Origin of the sequence: Pseudomonas syringae group sp. 247E2 (assembly GCF_032587795.1) — a bacterium.
GTDB classification, from domain to species: domain Bacteria; phylum Pseudomonadota; class Gammaproteobacteria; order Pseudomonadales; family Pseudomonadaceae; genus Aquipseudomonas; species Aquipseudomonas amygdali.
In genome coordinates this window covers 87,366-102,699 of record NZ_JAWHPK010000037.1, presented here as the reverse complement: position 1 = coordinate 102,699, position 15,334 = coordinate 87,366, and the positions used below count along the sequence as shown (strand labels likewise).

8 protein-coding genes are annotated in these 15,334 nt (G+C 57.0%); 4 read left to right on the top strand and 4 right to left on the bottom strand.

What is annotated here, in order from left to right:
• Nucleotides 1-324: 324 nt before the first annotated feature.
• The 3 genes from mqo to RYC18_RS25240 all read left to right on the top strand — a co-directional run bounded on the left by mqo (nucleotide 325) and on the right by RYC18_RS25240 (nucleotide 5,698).
• Nucleotides 325-1,968 carry a malate dehydrogenase (quinone) gene (gene mqo / locus RYC18_RS25250; RefSeq protein ID WP_316886991.1) on the top strand — a complete coding sequence of 548 codons (1,644 nt, stop codon included), beginning with the start codon at nucleotides 325-327 and terminating at the stop codon, nucleotides 1,966-1,968.
• A 359-nt stretch (nucleotides 1,969-2,327) separates the two neighbouring features.
• The gene (locus RYC18_RS25245; protein WP_029241017.1) at nucleotides 2,328-5,324 is read left to right on the top strand and encodes an ATP-binding protein; all 2,997 of its coding nucleotides are present in this window, start codon (nucleotides 2,328-2,330) and stop codon (nucleotides 5,322-5,324) included.
• The gene (locus RYC18_RS25240; RefSeq protein ID WP_002553587.1) at nucleotides 5,321-5,698 is read left to right on the top strand and encodes a response regulator; all 378 of its coding nucleotides are present in this window, start codon (nucleotides 5,321-5,323) and stop codon (nucleotides 5,696-5,698) included. Before RYC18_RS25245 ends, RYC18_RS25240 begins: the two co-directional genes overlap by 4 nt.
• Nucleotides 5,699-5,703: 5 nt before the next feature.
• Here the strand turns inward: RYC18_RS25240 and RYC18_RS25235 are convergent, their stop codons facing one another.
• Both RYC18_RS25235 and RYC18_RS25230 read right to left on the bottom strand, forming a co-directional pair.
• Complete coding sequence (locus tag RYC18_RS25235) at nucleotides 5,704-6,462, bottom strand: membrane protein (protein ID WP_031595582.1); 759 nt, start codon at nucleotides 6,460-6,462, stop codon at nucleotides 5,704-5,706.
• Between the two features lie 163 nt (nucleotides 6,463-6,625).
• The gene (locus tag RYC18_RS25230; protein ID WP_316886990.1) at nucleotides 6,626-9,946 is read right to left on the bottom strand and encodes a type III effector HrpK domain-containing protein; all 3,321 of its coding nucleotides are present in this window, start codon (nucleotides 9,944-9,946) and stop codon (nucleotides 6,626-6,628) included.
• Between the two features lie 668 nt (nucleotides 9,947-10,614).
• Between RYC18_RS25230 and RYC18_RS25225 the strand changes: the two genes are divergently transcribed.
• Nucleotides 10,615-13,455, top strand: a complete 2,841-nt coding sequence (locus tag RYC18_RS25225) for an ATP-binding protein (RefSeq protein ID WP_046832857.1) — start codon at nucleotides 10,615-10,617, stop codon at nucleotides 13,453-13,455.
• A 16-nt stretch (nucleotides 13,456-13,471) separates the two neighbouring features.
• On the opposite strand, the gene RYC18_RS25220 is transcribed toward RYC18_RS25225, so the two are convergent.
• Nucleotides 13,472-14,518 (bottom strand): EscU/YscU/HrcU family type III secretion system export apparatus switch protein, encoded by a 1,047-nt coding sequence (locus RYC18_RS25220; RefSeq protein WP_004665008.1) that lies wholly within the window; start codon nucleotides 14,516-14,518, stop codon nucleotides 13,472-13,474.
• Nucleotides 14,515-15,333 (bottom strand): type III secretion system export apparatus subunit SctT, encoded by an 819-nt coding sequence (gene sctT, locus RYC18_RS25215; RefSeq protein WP_004643252.1) that lies wholly within the window; start codon nucleotides 15,331-15,333, stop codon nucleotides 14,515-14,517. Before sctT ends, RYC18_RS25220 begins: the two co-directional genes overlap by 4 nt.
• Nucleotide 15,334 lies beyond the last annotated feature (1 nt).

Sequence of the window (15,334 nt, the reverse complement as noted above, 5' to 3'; positions counted from 1 at the left end):
AGGCGTGCCTCCATGCCCCGATGCGGCGTCTCAGACTCCGTGAACAGGCTGACCAGGTGTGTTTTCTGGAGGATGCCGAGGGGTGATATTCCCGGGCGTCGCCGCACACCAACAGAGCAAATGTCACTCATGACGCTGAATCCAATGATGATAAGAAGTCAGCGCAGCAGGACATAAATTGAGGTCTCGAGCGGTATTATATTGGCCTTGTATGTCCACCTCTAGTCCCTGTGGGTGCGAGCGTTTGTCGCAGGCTTCGATGCATGTGACAGGCCGTTTCTTCAGGAGTAGTCGGCGGATGGCGTTTATCAGATGGATGACAGAATGTTTAAAAAAGTGAACACGGCCCTGCTGGGTCTGGCCATTTCCATGGGCCTGATGCCCGTGCAGGCGGCTGAAACCAAGAAAGTCGACGTATTGCTCGTCGGCGGCGGCATCATGAGTGCAACACTTGCGGTCTGGCTCAACGAGCTGGAGCCGAGCTGGTCGATGGAAATGGTCGAGCGCCTCGATGGCGTGGCCGAAGAAAGCTCCAACGGCTGGAACAACGCCGGTACCGGCCACTCGGCCCTGGCCGAGCTGAACTACACCCCGGAAGACAAGAACGGCAACGTTGATATCTCCAAGGCCATCGAGATCAACGAAGCGTTCCAGATTTCCCGTCAGTTCTGGTCGTGGCAGGTCAAGACCGGCGTTCTGAAGAACCCGCGTTCGTTCATCAACTCCACGCCGCACATGAGCTTCGTGTGGGGCGACAACAACATCCAGTTCCTGCGCAAGCGTTACGCAGCATTGCAGGCCAGCCCGCTGTTCAGCGGCATGCAGTACTCCGAAGACCACGAGCAGATCAAGAAGTGGGTTCCATTGATGATGGAAGGTCGTGACCCGGCGCAGAAGCTGGCCGTGACCTGGAGCCCGATTGGCACCGACGTCAACTTCGGCGAGATCACCCGCCAGTTCGTCGCCAATCTGAAAGCCAAGCAGAATTTCAATCTGCAGTTGTCGAGCGAAGTCGAAGACATCAATCACAACGACGACGGCACCTGGCGCGTCAAGTACAAGAACCTGAAAGACGGTACTGTCACCGAGACCGACACCAAGTTCCTGTTCATCGGCGCTGGCGGTGCTGCCCTGCACCTTCTGCAGGAATCCGGTATTCCTGAAGCCAAGGAATACGGCGGCTTCCCGGTCGGCGGTTCGTGGCTTGTCACCGACAACCAGACTCTGGCCATGCAGCATATGGGCAAAGCCTACGGTATCGCGTCGACTGGCGCGCCACCCATGTCGGTTCCGCACCTTGACACCCGTGTTCTGGATGGCAAGCGCGTGATCCTGTTTGGTCCGTTCGCGACCTTCTCGACCAAGTTCCTGAAAAACGGCTCCTACTTCGACCTGCTGACCAGCACCACCACGCATAACGTGTGGCCGATGACTCGCGTTGGTATCGAACAGTACCCGCTGATCGAATACCTGGCAGGTCAGGTAATGATGTCTGACGACGATCGCTTCGCTGCTCTGCAGCAGTACTTCCCGAACGCCAAGAAAGAAGACTGGCGCCTGATGCAAGCCGGTCAGCGCGTACAGATCATCAAGCGTGACGAAGAAAAAGGCGGCGTTCTGAAGCTGGGTACCGAAATCGTTGCTTCCAAGGACGGCTCCATCGCCGGTCTGCTGGGCGCATCGCCAGGTGCTTCGACTGCAGCGCCGATCATGCTGGGCGTGCTTGAGAAAGTCTTCAAGGACAAGGTAGCGACTCCGGAATGGCAGGCAAAGCTGCGCCAGATCGTGCCTAGCTACGGCACCAAGCTGAACAACAACCCGGATCGCGTTGCCGAGGAATGGGCTTACACAGCCGAAGTCCTGCAACTGACTCCACCGCCGCCGGTGAACAAGACAGGTAATGCTCCAACACCTGCACCTGCTGTACAGCCAGCGAAAAGCAATCCAGCCAGTGACATGGCGCTCTAAGGCTTTCATAGCTTGAAGCAAAGCCCCGCCAGACAATGTCTGGCGGGGCTTTTTTGTAATTGGCGCCTTCTGGCCGAAAAAACAGTTAAAGCCACGCGTCCTCTTGGCACCTGTTATGGTGGCACACCTCCTTCACTCTCTGGCTTGTATCAGCAGAGCTGTATTATCCAGGTCTCCACGCCGCACCTTCGCGGCAACCTCGCATTTTCTTGCGCTGTCCATCCGGGCTGTTGGTCGCTCAAAGTTTTGTCGCGGCTGACAAAAACTATCCGAATCGCTCTTTGTGCTTAACGACTGCATGTCGTACCAAGGCAGCGGCAGGCTGTTTCCGGTTGAAATACCCTATGGAGTTCACGCAAATGATCGAGCCCATGCTGGCTACAGGCCCAGATGCAGCGCTTGAAGCCGCGCTTGCCGAGTGTGCCCGTGAACCGATTCGGGTGCCCGGCGCAATCCAGCCTCATGGCGTGCTGCTGAGCGTTGCAGGCAACCCGCTGTGTATCGAACAAGTCAGCGCCAATTGCGCAAATGAGCTTGGGCTGGACAGCGACGCGTTGCTGGGCAGGCCCCTGTCATTGCTGTTATCGCCCGAGCAGGCGACGATTATCGAAAATGCGTACCACCACCCTGCTGCTCCACACATTGATCCGATACGACTGACGCTGGGAAGCGCTCACTACAGTGCTTCGCTGCACCGTACCGATGACGTGCTGATTATCGAACTGGAACCCTTCGTCGAAGCCGGCCACGAACAGTCCAGAATCATTACCCGTGTGTTGCGCAACCTGCAGGCAGCGACCACGCTGGAAACGCTGTTCGATATCAGTGTTCACGAGATTCAGGCACTTACCGGCTACGACCGGGTGATGATTTACCGGTTCGAGCCCGAGGGGCATGGCAAAGTCGTTGCCCAGGCGTTGACCGGGCTATTACCCAGTTACAGTGGTTTGAACTTCCCAGGCTCGGATATTCCTGCCCAGGCGCGAGAGCTGTATCGTTTGAACTGGATTCGGGTGATTCCGGACGCAACCTACGTTCCCGTCCCCCTGATACCGACACTGCGACCTGCAACAGGCCAGCCACTCGATCTGGGCTTCTCGACGCTGCGTAGCGTGTCCCCTGTTCACTGCGAATACCTCAAGAACATGGGCGTGCGCTCATCAATGAGCATCTCGCTGCTGGACGGCGGCGAACTTTGGGGTCTTATCGCCTGTGGGCATCCTGAACCGCTGCTGGTGTCCAGAGAGCTGCGCGATGCCTGTGCAATGATCGGGCAACTGTTGTCGGTAAAAATTTCCGCAATTGTTGCAACTGATATTCAGCGCGAACGGGAAGAGAAAGTTGTCCTGCTCGGGCAACTGGCAGACGCAATGAGTCGCGCCGACCATGAAATCCTCGACGGCCTGGTGAGCCGACCCGAACTGCTTCAGTCCTTGACACTGGCGGACGGCGTCGCGGTTCTGATTGACGACCGGGTTCACCTGTTCGGCGTATGCCCTACGACCGAGCAGGTGCAAGCGCTGTACCTCTGGATTCGGGACACAGGGCTGGCACGCCAGCGGTCGACGCAGCGAACGACAGGCTTGCAGGGTCTGGGTGTTTTTCATACCCACTCCATGCACAAGGAGTATCCCGAAAGCGCGGCCTACAGAGATGTCGCGAGCGGCGTCATTGCCTTTACATTGCCCAAGCCGATTGATAACGCGGTCATGTGGTTTCGTGCTCAGCTCACCTCGACAATGAACTGGAGCGGAAACCCGGCCCACCATGTGAGTACCAGCCCGGAAGGCTCCGCACGCCACCGCTTGCGCCCGAGACAGTCTTTCGACGCGTGGGAACAGCAGGTCACAGGCATCGCCAGCCCCTGGTCGCGGGGCGATCTTTATGGTGCTGAAGACATACGCCGCTCAGCGCTGGAGAACGACCTGGAGCGCCAGGTTCAGCGCGAGCAGGAGGCGGTGCGTTTGCGCGATGAGCTGGTCGCGGTGGTGTCCCATGACCTGCGCAACCCGATGTCGATCATCATCATGCAGTGCGGCATGATGCAGCGATGGGCAATCGGCGATACACACTCTGAAAACCGCAACATCCGGCGCGCACTGGGCACCATCGAGAAAGCGACAACCCGCATGAACAGTCTTCTTGAAGACTTGCTCGATACCGCACAGATTGAAGCAGGCCGTTATCAGCTCTCACGCTTGCCGCTGGGTGTCACCAGTCTGCTTGAAGAGGCATGCAGCCTTCTGGTCATGCTGACCACTGAAAAGAATATCGAACTCAATTGCACAGCCGCGCAGGGTCTGGTCATCAATGCGGATCCGGAGCGAATCTTTCAGGTGCTTTCCAACCTAGTGGGTAACGCCATTAAGTTCACCCCCAAAGGTGGCCGAATCAACATCAATGCGGTCGCCAGTGAAAATGAAGTCCTGTTCAAGGTCAGTGATGACGGGATAGGTATCCCGGCGGAACACTTGCCCTATATTTTCCAGCGTTACTGGTCTGTCAAGGAAGGCAACCCGCGAGGCAACGGCCTGGGTCTTTATATATGCCAGGGTATTATCACCGCCCACGGTGGACGCTTGTGGACCGAAAGCTCACTCGATTCGGGAAGTGTATTTTCCTTCACGCTGCCTATGCATCAGGGGCAGGATGTCATTGGCGAGGCGACGTTTTTAAAACAGAGCGGCACGACTCATCGACTGGCGCAATCGATCTCCAGCAAACTGGAGCGCCAGCAACTGGAAGATCGCCTGACCCGCGCGGGGCTGCAGAACGAACTGAACCATCGGGTCAAAAACACCCTGGCAACCGTTCAGGCCATCGCCTCTCTCACGGTCAACAGCTCTGCCTCACTGGAGTCCTTTCGCAAAAGCTTCGATGCACGTCTGTTTGCACTGAGCCAGGCGCATGATGCCCTGGCCCGGGCAGAGTGGATATCCACTGAACTGGTCGACCTGATCGAGCAACTTCAAGCGGTAAACGCGGGGGCGCACAAGATCAGCTTCACAGGCAATCCGGTAACTCTGGAGCCGCGCGTGTCATTGACGCTCTCAATGGTTCTGCACGAACTGATGGCTAACGCGGTGCAGCATGGTGCACTTTCATCAGCAGCAGGCCAGGTGACGGTGATCTCCACCCTGGATGCCGGGCACAATCTTCCCACGCTGAAGATCGAATGGAGTGAAACAGGCGGCCCGCCGATTGCCGAAAGCACGGTAAAAGGCTTTGGCTTTCGCTTGATACGCCGCAGTATCGAACGAGAACTCAAAGGCAAGGTCGACATTCAGTTCGCCAGCACAGGCATTATCTGGTCGATGCTGATCCCTTGGCCAGACAAACCGGAAGGCAGCTTATGAGTTCAGAATCAGACGACCATACCTCGCTCCCCAAAGTGCTGCTGGTCGAGGACGAGACAATGCTCGCAATGCTGATGGAAATGATGCTTGAGGACCTGGGGTTCGCTACCGCCTACCACGCCAGTTCGCTTGGCGAAGGCATTGAATATGCTCGCAACGGCGACTATGACCTGGCCATTCTGGATATCAATATCATCGGCGGTAACTCGTTCCCGATAGCAGCGGCCATTGCCCATCGCGGCATACCCTTCATGTTTTGCTCCGGGTATGGGCGACTGGGCATCCCCGAGGTATGGGTTGACCGGCGCTGCGTCGCCAAACCGTTCAGTGCAGAGCAGTTGAATGAGGCCTTGAGCGAACTGCTTCAGGCCTGACCGGGTCAGCTCTCAATCAGCCTGTTATCGGCTGGCGAAGGTTTACGCTCACGGTAAGTCGCCACCACCACCAGCACCAGCAACACCGCGAGCAACACTGCGGACGACCCTATCGTGCCGAAATCCAGCCCGCCCTTCTCGTAGGGCTTGGTCAGCACATCACCCAGCGTTGCCCCGAATGGCCTCGTCAACACAAAGGCTATCCAGAAAAGCATGATCGAGGACAGTCTGGTAGTGAAATGCAGGACGACGACCAACGCTATCGCAGAACCGATCAGCACTGCCCCCCCGGCAAAACCGAGCCCCGAGTCGTCGGCCAGATAATCGCCGAGCGCTGTGCCCAGCGTGTTGGAGATGAGAATCGCGAACCAGTAAAAAAGCTCACCTTTCAGCGTCGAGACTCTGTCTACCGACAACGATTTCTCGCTGACATACCACGCGCAAAAAATGGCCATCAGCAGGGTAATCAGAATTGCAGAACCCGTTGCGTAGCCAAGCCCGAGTGTCCGGTCCATGAAGTCCGACATCGTGGTGCCTGCAGTACTGGTGGAAAGAATGACCAACCAGTAAAGCATCGGGTGATAACGTTTTGCGGCGAGCTGTGTCACAAGCGTGGCTACAAACAGGCTTATCAGTATCAGAGAGCTGATCGCATACCCGACATCAAGCGTCATCGACAATAAGTCGCCCGCTGTTTCACCAAGTGTGGTCGCGCAGATCTTCATGATCCAGAAGGCCAGGGTTATCTGGGGCAGCTTGTTCATTGTGTCTACCTGGATGATCAATAAAGGCGTGTTTCGCAGAGCGCGAATGTCGCCATGATCAGGCTCCAGATGTTTGAAATGTGTGAGGCCGAAATGAAAAACTGATTGAAGCAGGCAGGGATTCGCATAAAAAAACAGGCCGGGTTACCCCAGCCTGCTCACATCACGAAGCGATCGTGGTTTCCTCTGGGCCCGGCCACTCGCTGTCCGGCACATCATAGATATCGCCGTTCTCGACGCCGTCGATCTCGTACTGGGTCAGGTAGTCCCTGAGGTGATCGGAGAAGCGGTCAACGCGCGTTTCCTGCTTGCCTTCCTCGATCAGACCGGGAATCAGCAGCGCCAGAGCACCCACGCCGGCAGCGGCAATGCCAAGGCTGCCAGCGAGCAGCGGCAAGGCACGGACCACGCTGCCCGTCAGTTGCAGAACGCCCGCAGCGCCTTCAGCTGCGGATGCCAGACCTGCCATAGCGCCAAGAGATCCGGCAGTGATGCTCATGCCACCGGCAACCAGCTCGCCTCTTCTGATCGACTTCACTCCATCAAAGATGCCGTAAGCACCCGCAGCCACACCGGCAAGTCCACCGAGCCCCTTCGCGGCGTTTTCCAATTTCGACAGGTTAGTCGTGATGTCCTTGTAAACGTCCGGCTCCAGTACGTCCTTGATGTCCTTGAACATGGTCGTGACGTTTTTGATGCCGCCCTCGACCAGCAACGTTGCGCTTTGTACCGAACCGGTAGTGATGTCGACGATTTGCCGATCAGTCAGGGCCCCCGCGCCATTTGCGCCTTTAGCAATGGTGATACCGGCCATGAACAGGCCGCTGACGCCATGCAGGACTCCGGCACCGGAAGCAGCCTTTATCGACGAGTTATCGCTGAACAGGCCCAGCTCGGAAATGGACTTGGTGCCCTGACGCAGCAAATCCCAATTGCCTCTGAAAACGCCAAGAATCTGGTCAGACGTAGCGGGTTTGCCATCGGCATTCATCAGCAGTTCGGGATTGCTCTTGCTGATCTCATCGATCAGTGCCTTGACCTTCTCCTCATCCAGCGCTTCACTGCCTTCCTTGCCGAACGCTTTTTTCAGGTCGTCGAAGCTGGCATCGTTGAAGACGTTCTCCTGAGCAATCGCGGTGTAGTTCTCTGTCAGCTTGTCGTCGTATTTACCCGTGAACTCTGGGTTCAGCGCGGCGTTGTACATCGCCACTTCCATGCTGAACTGGCTGGTCGCCACTTCAAAGCTTTCAGTTTTCAACAGCTCTTTGAGGCGCTCACCGGACACCAGCGATTTTTCATAGAAGGCCTCGAAATCCTTGTTATGCGAGGATTTCTGCACTGCTTCCTGAATTTCGCCCGGTTTGCTGAAACCCAGCGCGCCCTGAACGCTTTGCGCCGAGCTATAGAACTGAGCAAGCGCTGTCTGCTGGTCGGTCTTGCCATCCTTGGTATTGGCGTCCCACAGCTTGTCCAGCGCAGCACCGGTCTTGATATCGTTGTCGTAAGTACTTTGCAGCGCGCGCTTGAGCCCGTCGCTGCCCTCCAGCACCTTGCTTGCCTCGCTGGTGGCATTCTCGTTATAGAACTTGACTACTGCGGCATCCTTTTCAAGCATCGCTACATGTTTGTTGACATCATCGAGCAGCTTCTGAGCATCGGGATGACTGCGTACATTGTTGGCGATCTGGACCTTGGATTTGTCGTCCTTCCACATCCCGGCACCGCTGCCCTGCACGATCAGACTCTGTGCAGCCTTGAGTTCCTGAAGTACGGCAGCCTTCTGCTCTGCGCTGTAATTTTGCGGGTTATCGAACACATCCTTGTTGAGCGGGTCGGTGTTGACCTTGTCCAGCAGATTGCCTTCGGCAACGGCTTCCAGCAATGTACCTACCGCCCCGACGTCCTTCGGCGAAGCCGTCTTGATGAAGGCCTGAATGTCACCGCGGCTGGCCTTGCCATCTGTGCCCTGCTCCAAGGGACTCTTCGCATTGTCGAGCAACGCAAAGGCACCGGGTTGCGACCAGAAGTCCAACGCTTCCTTGACCTCATCACTCAACTGAGGGTTTTTCTCTTTGTAGGCTGTCAGTGCTTCAGCGTTGAAATCCGAAGAGCCGGTCTTGCCTTTGATCGCGTCGTAATTTTCGTCGATGATCGCCGCATATTTGGCGATCTGCCTTGAAGCCTCATCGGCGTCAGGGTTGGCCTTGAGAAAATCCTTGTAACTACCGATGTCTTCGGTCTTTTTCAGCTCGGGCAGCGCGGCGAAGCCCAGTTTGCCAAAATCCTGCAACCGTCCGGCCTCGGTGCCATGCTTTGCCTCGGCGCCCTTGGTGAAGCCATCAATGCTGCTGTTGAACACCTGGCCACCCGACTGAACCTCGCCCTTCTCGTTGTACAGGGTCACTCGGTCAAGCACCTGAGCCGCACGAAACGCGGCATTGGAATCTTTTTCGAAATCGCCGACCCGCTCCTTGAGCATGTCCTTGACGCCGCTCTGATTTCCCAGATTCTTCAACAACGGATTAGCGTCGATGATCTCTTCGGCCGAACGCTTGTCATCCTTGGGCAACTCCCACAAAAAACCGAGTTTCTCGGCCTGTTCACGTGCTTCCTTGTTGTCACCCACTGACGACACGTTGGTCATCTCGCCCTTGAGGCTTGCAAACCCGTCCTTGCCAAAGTCCTGCAGGCGACCGGCTTCAGTACCGTTCTTCGCCTCGCCACTCTTGGTGAAACCGTTAATGCTACCGTTCGCTACATCGCTACCGACAATCCGCACGCCGTTGCCATCGAACTGTTCGATGTGAGCCAGCACCTGGGTCGCGCGATAGGCTGCGTCGGCATCGCGCTCGAAATCGCCGACCTGCTCCTTGAGCATGTCCTTGACGTCACTCTGGTTACCCAGATTTTTCAACAACGGGTCACTGTCGATTATGGCCTTCGCGTCGCGCTCGTCACCTTTCGGTCGCTCCCACTGAATGCCCAGTTTCTCGGCCTGCTCACGGATGGCAGGGTCGTCAGCCGGGGATCGCACCTCATGCAGTTTGCCTTTCAGACTGGAAAAACCGAACTTGCCGAAATCCTTCAAACGACCCGCTTCGCTGCCATGCTTCGCGTCGCTGCTGCTGGTATACCCGTCGATGCGATTATTGCCGATGTCGTTACTGGCCAGACGGTTACCATTGGCGTCAAAGGTCTCAATGTGTTCAAGCAATTGCACAGCCCGGAATGCGGCGCTCGAATCCTTGGTGTAATCGCCCACCTGAGCGATCAGGTTCTGTTTGGCTTCGCCACGGTCGCCTCGTCCGCCCAGACTTTTGAGCAACGGGTTGTCGTCAATGATTTCCCGTGCAGAGCGCTTGTCATCTGAAGGTAACTCCCACTGGATACCGGCATCCCTGGACTGCTGCACGGCCTGCTCCCAGGCCTTGGCGTCTAACGGGTCTTTTGGCTTTTCAGTGGTGATTTTGCTGACGGAGGTCATTGTCTTTATCCTTCCATTGGTCACCAGAAAAATCACAGCGACAACTGCTGCCCGCGCAAAAGAACGAGCTGCGCCATGAGTCAGACTGGTGCGAGCTGGGCCTGACTAAAAGGCAGAGGCACGGGACCTGATCAAAGACCAGGCATCCGCGATCACACTCGATTAAATCGGACTTGCGTTAAGAAGGGATGACACAGACCGGAAAGTTACCTCGAACAGCTGTCTCAGCGCCCTCATTACGCAGCGCGTTACGGGTAACAAGACGGTTTACTTCTGATGACACGCTGACAAGTCATACAGCCTTGAAGGCACGGCAAATACAGCACATTGCCGGTTTTTCGCATGAATATCTCAACGGCCCAGGGCCCGAAGTCGTCGAACTCACCGAGACGCTTTATGAGGGTTGTAGAAAATTATCGCTCAGTCGACAGACGGTACTCGGGTTGACCGGCAAATGGTGTCCATTACTACGGGCGTGGTTTATGCATAGCTAACTAAACGGTCACATCAGCTAATTAAGATTCAGCGTCCCAGCCGAACAGCCGCGTCAAGCTCATCGAGCTGACGTTACGGGATGTAAGCAGATCAAAAAAACCGTTTAAAGATCAATACTTCATGCTCCTGCAAGGTGCGGTAGCACAGTTGTTACTTCTGATACAGGTCTAAGCATGGATTTTGAAACAGGCGGCCCGGGTACAATGGTCGATATCAGAACGCGTGACGCTCTCCAAGGGCAGGAAGCTATCCGCTTCGGCTCTTTTGTGCTGCACCCGCAACAGCAGCTGTTGTTCAGGCACTCGCAGCCGGTACCGCTGGGCAGTCGCGCCATGTCTCTGCTGGTGGCATTCGCAACACGCCCCGGCGAACTGCTGGAAAAGGCCGAATTGCTGACACTGGCCTGGCCCAAGGCGGTGGTGGAAGAATGCAACCTGCGCGCTCAGATCGTGACGTTGCGCAGAGCGCTGGAAGAGCAGGACGATTTCACTTATATCGTCACCGTGCCAGGCAGGGGTTATCGATTCAGCGCCCCGGTGAGCGTTCAACCAGCAACCGCTCCTGCGCTACCTGCACCTGCACCTGCACCTGCAAAAGACACATTTGCTGCGGCACCGGCGATAAAGCGCCAGGTGCTTGGCCGTGACGCGCTGGTCCGGCAGTTGCATGAACTGACGCTGAAGCGTCGCTTGCTGACCTTGACCGGTCCTGGCGGCGTGGGCAAGACCACTGTGGCGCTGGCGCTGGCAGATAGCCTGGCTGCACATGCCTCGTTGAGCACGGCGTTCGTTGACCTGACGCCGGTTACCTGCGCTCAGCCTGTCGTGGGCAGCATTGCCTTCGCCCTGGGTTTAAGCACTGAAAACGAACAGCCACTGCGTGACATCCCGTCCTCACTGGCAAAGCGGCCGCAATTGCTGGTACTGGATAACTGCGAGCATGTACTTGATGAAACCGCCTCTGCCGTAGAAGCATTATTGGCCAATGCCCCACTGTGCTGCGTAGTGGTCACCAGCCGTGAGCCATTACGCGTACAAGGCGAATGGGTGCATGAACTCAGCCCCCTGCAAGTACCGGACGAAAACCAGACTGTCAGCGCCGAGACTGCCATTGCCTACTCGGGTGTGGAACTGTTTGTCACACGTGCCCGAGAGCAGGACCCCGCATTTGTGTTGACTGACAACGATACCGAAGCGGTCTCAGCCATCTGCCGCAAACTGGACGGCAATCCGTTGGCAATCGAGCTGGCCGCTGCACGCGTCAGGACATTCGGCATTGCCGATCTGGTCGGGCTGCTGGACGGCAGTTTTCGCTTGCAGATGACCGGGCTGCGCACCGCGTTACCGCGTCAGCGTTCGCTAAGCGCCACGCTGGACTGGACATACGGCATGCTCACCGGGCACGAGCAGGCACTCCTGCGTCAACTGTCCATTTTCAACGGCTCATTCACGCTTGATGGCGTCATGGCAATCGTCAATATCGGCTTGCCGGATGTACGCATGACGCTACCGATGCTGGAAAGCCTGCTCGACAAATCCCTTCTCGGAACCTTTGACCACAGCCAGGGCAAGCGCTTTCGGCTGTTGGAAACCACGCGTCTATATGCTCATGACAAGCTCGTTCAGCTCGATGATGTGCCGCGTTTGTGCCGCGCCCACGCCCAGTGGGCACTGCGCCTGCTCAACCAGGCCAGACTCGATCTCGATCAGTTGACACAAGACGTCTGGACCCAGCGCTACGCCGCAGAGATCGACACTATTCGCGCAGCACTGACCTGGGCCTTTTCAGCCGAGGGTGATCGACAACTTGGTGTAGAACTGACCCTGAGCAGCTCGCCCCTGTGGCTCAGGCTGTCGCTGGTGCGCGAGTACCAGGACTGGGTCAGCCTCGGTACACCGCGCCACGTCGAAGAAAAGGCACAGATGGATCGTCGTCAGCGTATGCGCTTGTTGACCATGTCCGGCAGTATTTTGATGCTTACCTACGGTGCCGGGCAGAAAATGCGCGAGGTCTGGCAACAGGTCAGTGAGGATGCCGAAGAGCTCAACGACTCCGAGTACCGCCTGCGCGCTTTGTGGGGCCAGTGGAACGACCACACCTGCAGCAACAGGCACAGCAAGGGTAAGGAAGTAGCCTTGCGATTCCTCGCGCTGGGCAAGGATTACAGAATCGCCGACTGCCAGTTGCTGGGCAGGCGAATGCGCGCCACCAGCGCGTTTTACATGGGCGATATGAAAACCGCCGGGCAGGCGATCGAAGAAGCTCTGGGCGCTTCAAGGTCTGCTTCGTCACATATCATCGACATGCATTTCGACCAGCGAATTGCCGCACAATCATTGCGTGCCCAGGTACAGTTGCTGGTTGGCAATACCGGCCAGGCGATGGTTGCCCTGGACACCAACGTGAAGCAGGCCATTGCCCTGAGTCACCCCGCGACGCTCTGGTATACCCTGGCCATCAGTGCGATCCCCGCAACGCTGATTGCAGGCACGTTGCACAAGACACGTCACTTTCTGGATGTGCTTAAAAAAAGCAGCGAACGGCAACCGCTGCATATCTGGCGTCAGTTGACCAGTTGCTATGAGAGTATCCTGCTGATTCGTGAAGGCGACCCGGCAGCAGGCGTGCCATTGCTGGGAGAAGCGCTTCAACAGCTGCGCAACCATGTGGAAACGCCGCTGTGTTCAATGCTGCATACCGAGTACGTATCAGGTCTGGCCGCGCTACGGCTTGAACCCCTTGCGCTGGAAACGCTGGATGAAATTCACACCAACGCTGTTGAACACCATGATCGTTGGTATTTGCCGGAGATCATGAGAGTCAAGGCACAGCTGATGCTCAGTCAACCACACATTCATGCGCTGGAAGACGTACGCAAGATGCTGACCCAGGCACTGGACATCGCTCGGCAGGACGGTACACATTTCTGGGCGTGGCGCATCAACGCTGACCTCAACCGGCTGAAAATCGCCCCCGGCACACCAGCCCATCGCCATTGCCCGGCGGTGCATTGAAACACCGCGTCAGGCGTCAGATCAGCCGCTGCGCCACCAGCGCATCGGCCACTGCCTGAAACGTATTTTCCGGCACCGGATCACCAGCTACGCTGCGCCGGGCGATCATTTCGGCGAGACTTGCGTCGGGCCAGCGGGCAATGCCCAGCGACAAGGCCTCTGCCAGCAAGGTGCTCGAATCCTGTGAGGAGGCACGACAGACCACTATCGGCACCGGTGTCTCACCGCGCACATAGCGTACGCCCACCACCCAGCCTCCGCTGTCGCCAATCACCAAGGAGGCGCGCCCCAACCCAAGCTTTGTGGCCAGTGCCTGCATTTCGCGACGCTGGCGCTGGCGTTCGCGCTTGATCATGGGGTCGCCATCAATGTCCTTGCGTTCGCGTTTCTGTTCGCTATGGCTCATTTTCATTTCACGGCCGAACAGCCAGCGTTGCATCAGCACATCTACCGCGCCGACCAGCAGAAACGCTGCAAGCACGGTGAATACCAGTGGTTTGAGGACCAGATAGAACGTCGACTCGATGCAGCCTTCGCCGCATCGTGATGACTCCATCAGGGCCTGCAGCGCCTGGCGGCCGACGACATAGAATGCCAGCGCCAGTAACACAACCTTGACCAGCCCCTTCAGAAATTCGATCAGGTTGCGCATCGCGAAAATGCGCTTGAATCCCTCGGTAGGGTTGATACGTTTGATATCCGGCTGAATCGGCTCGATCGAAAACACTACACCGCGCATGGTTACGATGTTGGTCAGGATCACCGCGCCGACAGTCACAGCCACCACAGGCACTGTAATGCCGATGACAATCTGCTCGGCGTGATCGAGCAGCCGTGGCCAGACTTCTGCAAACGGCTCGATATAGATCAGTGCGGTCAGATCTATCAGTGCCTCGACCTGCGCACGTGCCTTGGGCAGCAGCACCGAGATGCACAAGGTACACATCAGGATGACCATGCCCGACACCAGGTCCTGGCTCTTGGCAACCTGCCCCTTCTTGCGTGCATCGCGTAGCTTCTTGTCCGAGGCCGGCTGGCTTTTTTCCTCGCTCGACTCACTCATCCCGGGCCCTCGCTGGCCAGCGTTTTCAGAACCTCGACCGTTCCTCGAAATTGCGCCAGTTGGTCAATCATGACCGGAATCAGAAACCCGATATAAACCACCATCAACACCGCAAAAAACAGATTTTTGACCGGCAGTGAAAGGTCAAAAATATGCAGGCTGGGTGCCATGCGCGACAGGTAAGCGAGCATCAGATCAGTGATCAGCATCGCAATCAGCAAGGGCGCAACCATCAGCACGCCAATGCGCATCACCTGGTCGAGAATGGCCAGAATGGAGGTCAGGGCAGCGCTGCTGAACAACGGCGTGAACTCGGTAACTGGCCAGAGCTGATAGCTGTGGTAATAACCGTCGACCATCAGAATAAAGCCGCCCGACATGAAAAACAGTGTAATGAGCATGACGGTCAGCAGCGTGGCCATCACGCTCGCTTCCCCCTGCCCCAAAGGGTCGACCAGCTGTTCCATGGTCGAACCCCGTTGCAGGTCGATCAGTTCACCGGCCACCTCGGCAGCCCAGAACGGTATGCCGAACAACAGGCCGATCAGCAGCCCGATCAGCAACTCCTTGATCATCAGCCCCGCGAGGAAAAAACCGCTGTGCTCGGGCATAGAAGTGAACGCCGAGAACACCGGCAAGATCATCGGCACCGAGATCGCCACTGCCACGCAGCCACGGATCATGCCGGTCAGGCCCAGACGATTGAATGCCGGGGTAATGATCACCACACCCATCGCCCGCGAAGCTGCCAGCGATGCGGAACTGATCACCGGATAAGCGATTTCGATGAACGCATTGGTCAGATCAGCGCCCATG

Coding starts and splice junctions, on each gene's coding strand:
- mqo (WP_316886991.1), top strand. CDS start 325: ATGTTTAAAAAAGTGAACACGGCCCTGCTGGGTCTGGCCATTTCCATG.
- RYC18_RS25245 (WP_029241017.1), top strand. CDS start 2,328: ATGATCGAGCCCATGCTGGCTACAGGCCCAGATGCAGCGCTTGAAGCC.
- RYC18_RS25240 (WP_002553587.1), top strand. CDS start 5,321: ATGAGTTCAGAATCAGACGACCATACCTCGCTCCCCAAAGTGCTGCTG.
- RYC18_RS25235 (WP_031595582.1), bottom strand. CDS start 6,462: ATGAACAAGCTGCCCCAGATAACCCTGGCCTTCTGGATCATGAAGATC.
- RYC18_RS25230 (WP_316886990.1), bottom strand. CDS start 9,946: ATGACCTCCGTCAGCAAAATCACCACTGAAAAGCCAAAAGACCCGTTA.
- RYC18_RS25225 (WP_046832857.1), top strand. CDS start 10,615: ATGGATTTTGAAACAGGCGGCCCGGGTACAATGGTCGATATCAGAACG.
- RYC18_RS25220 (WP_004665008.1), bottom strand. CDS start 14,518: ATGAGTGAGTCGAGCGAGGAAAAAAGCCAGCCGGCCTCGGACAAGAAG.
- sctT (WP_004643252.1), bottom strand. CDS start 15,333: ATGGGCGCTGATCTGACCAATGCGTTCATCGAAATCGCTTATCCGGTG.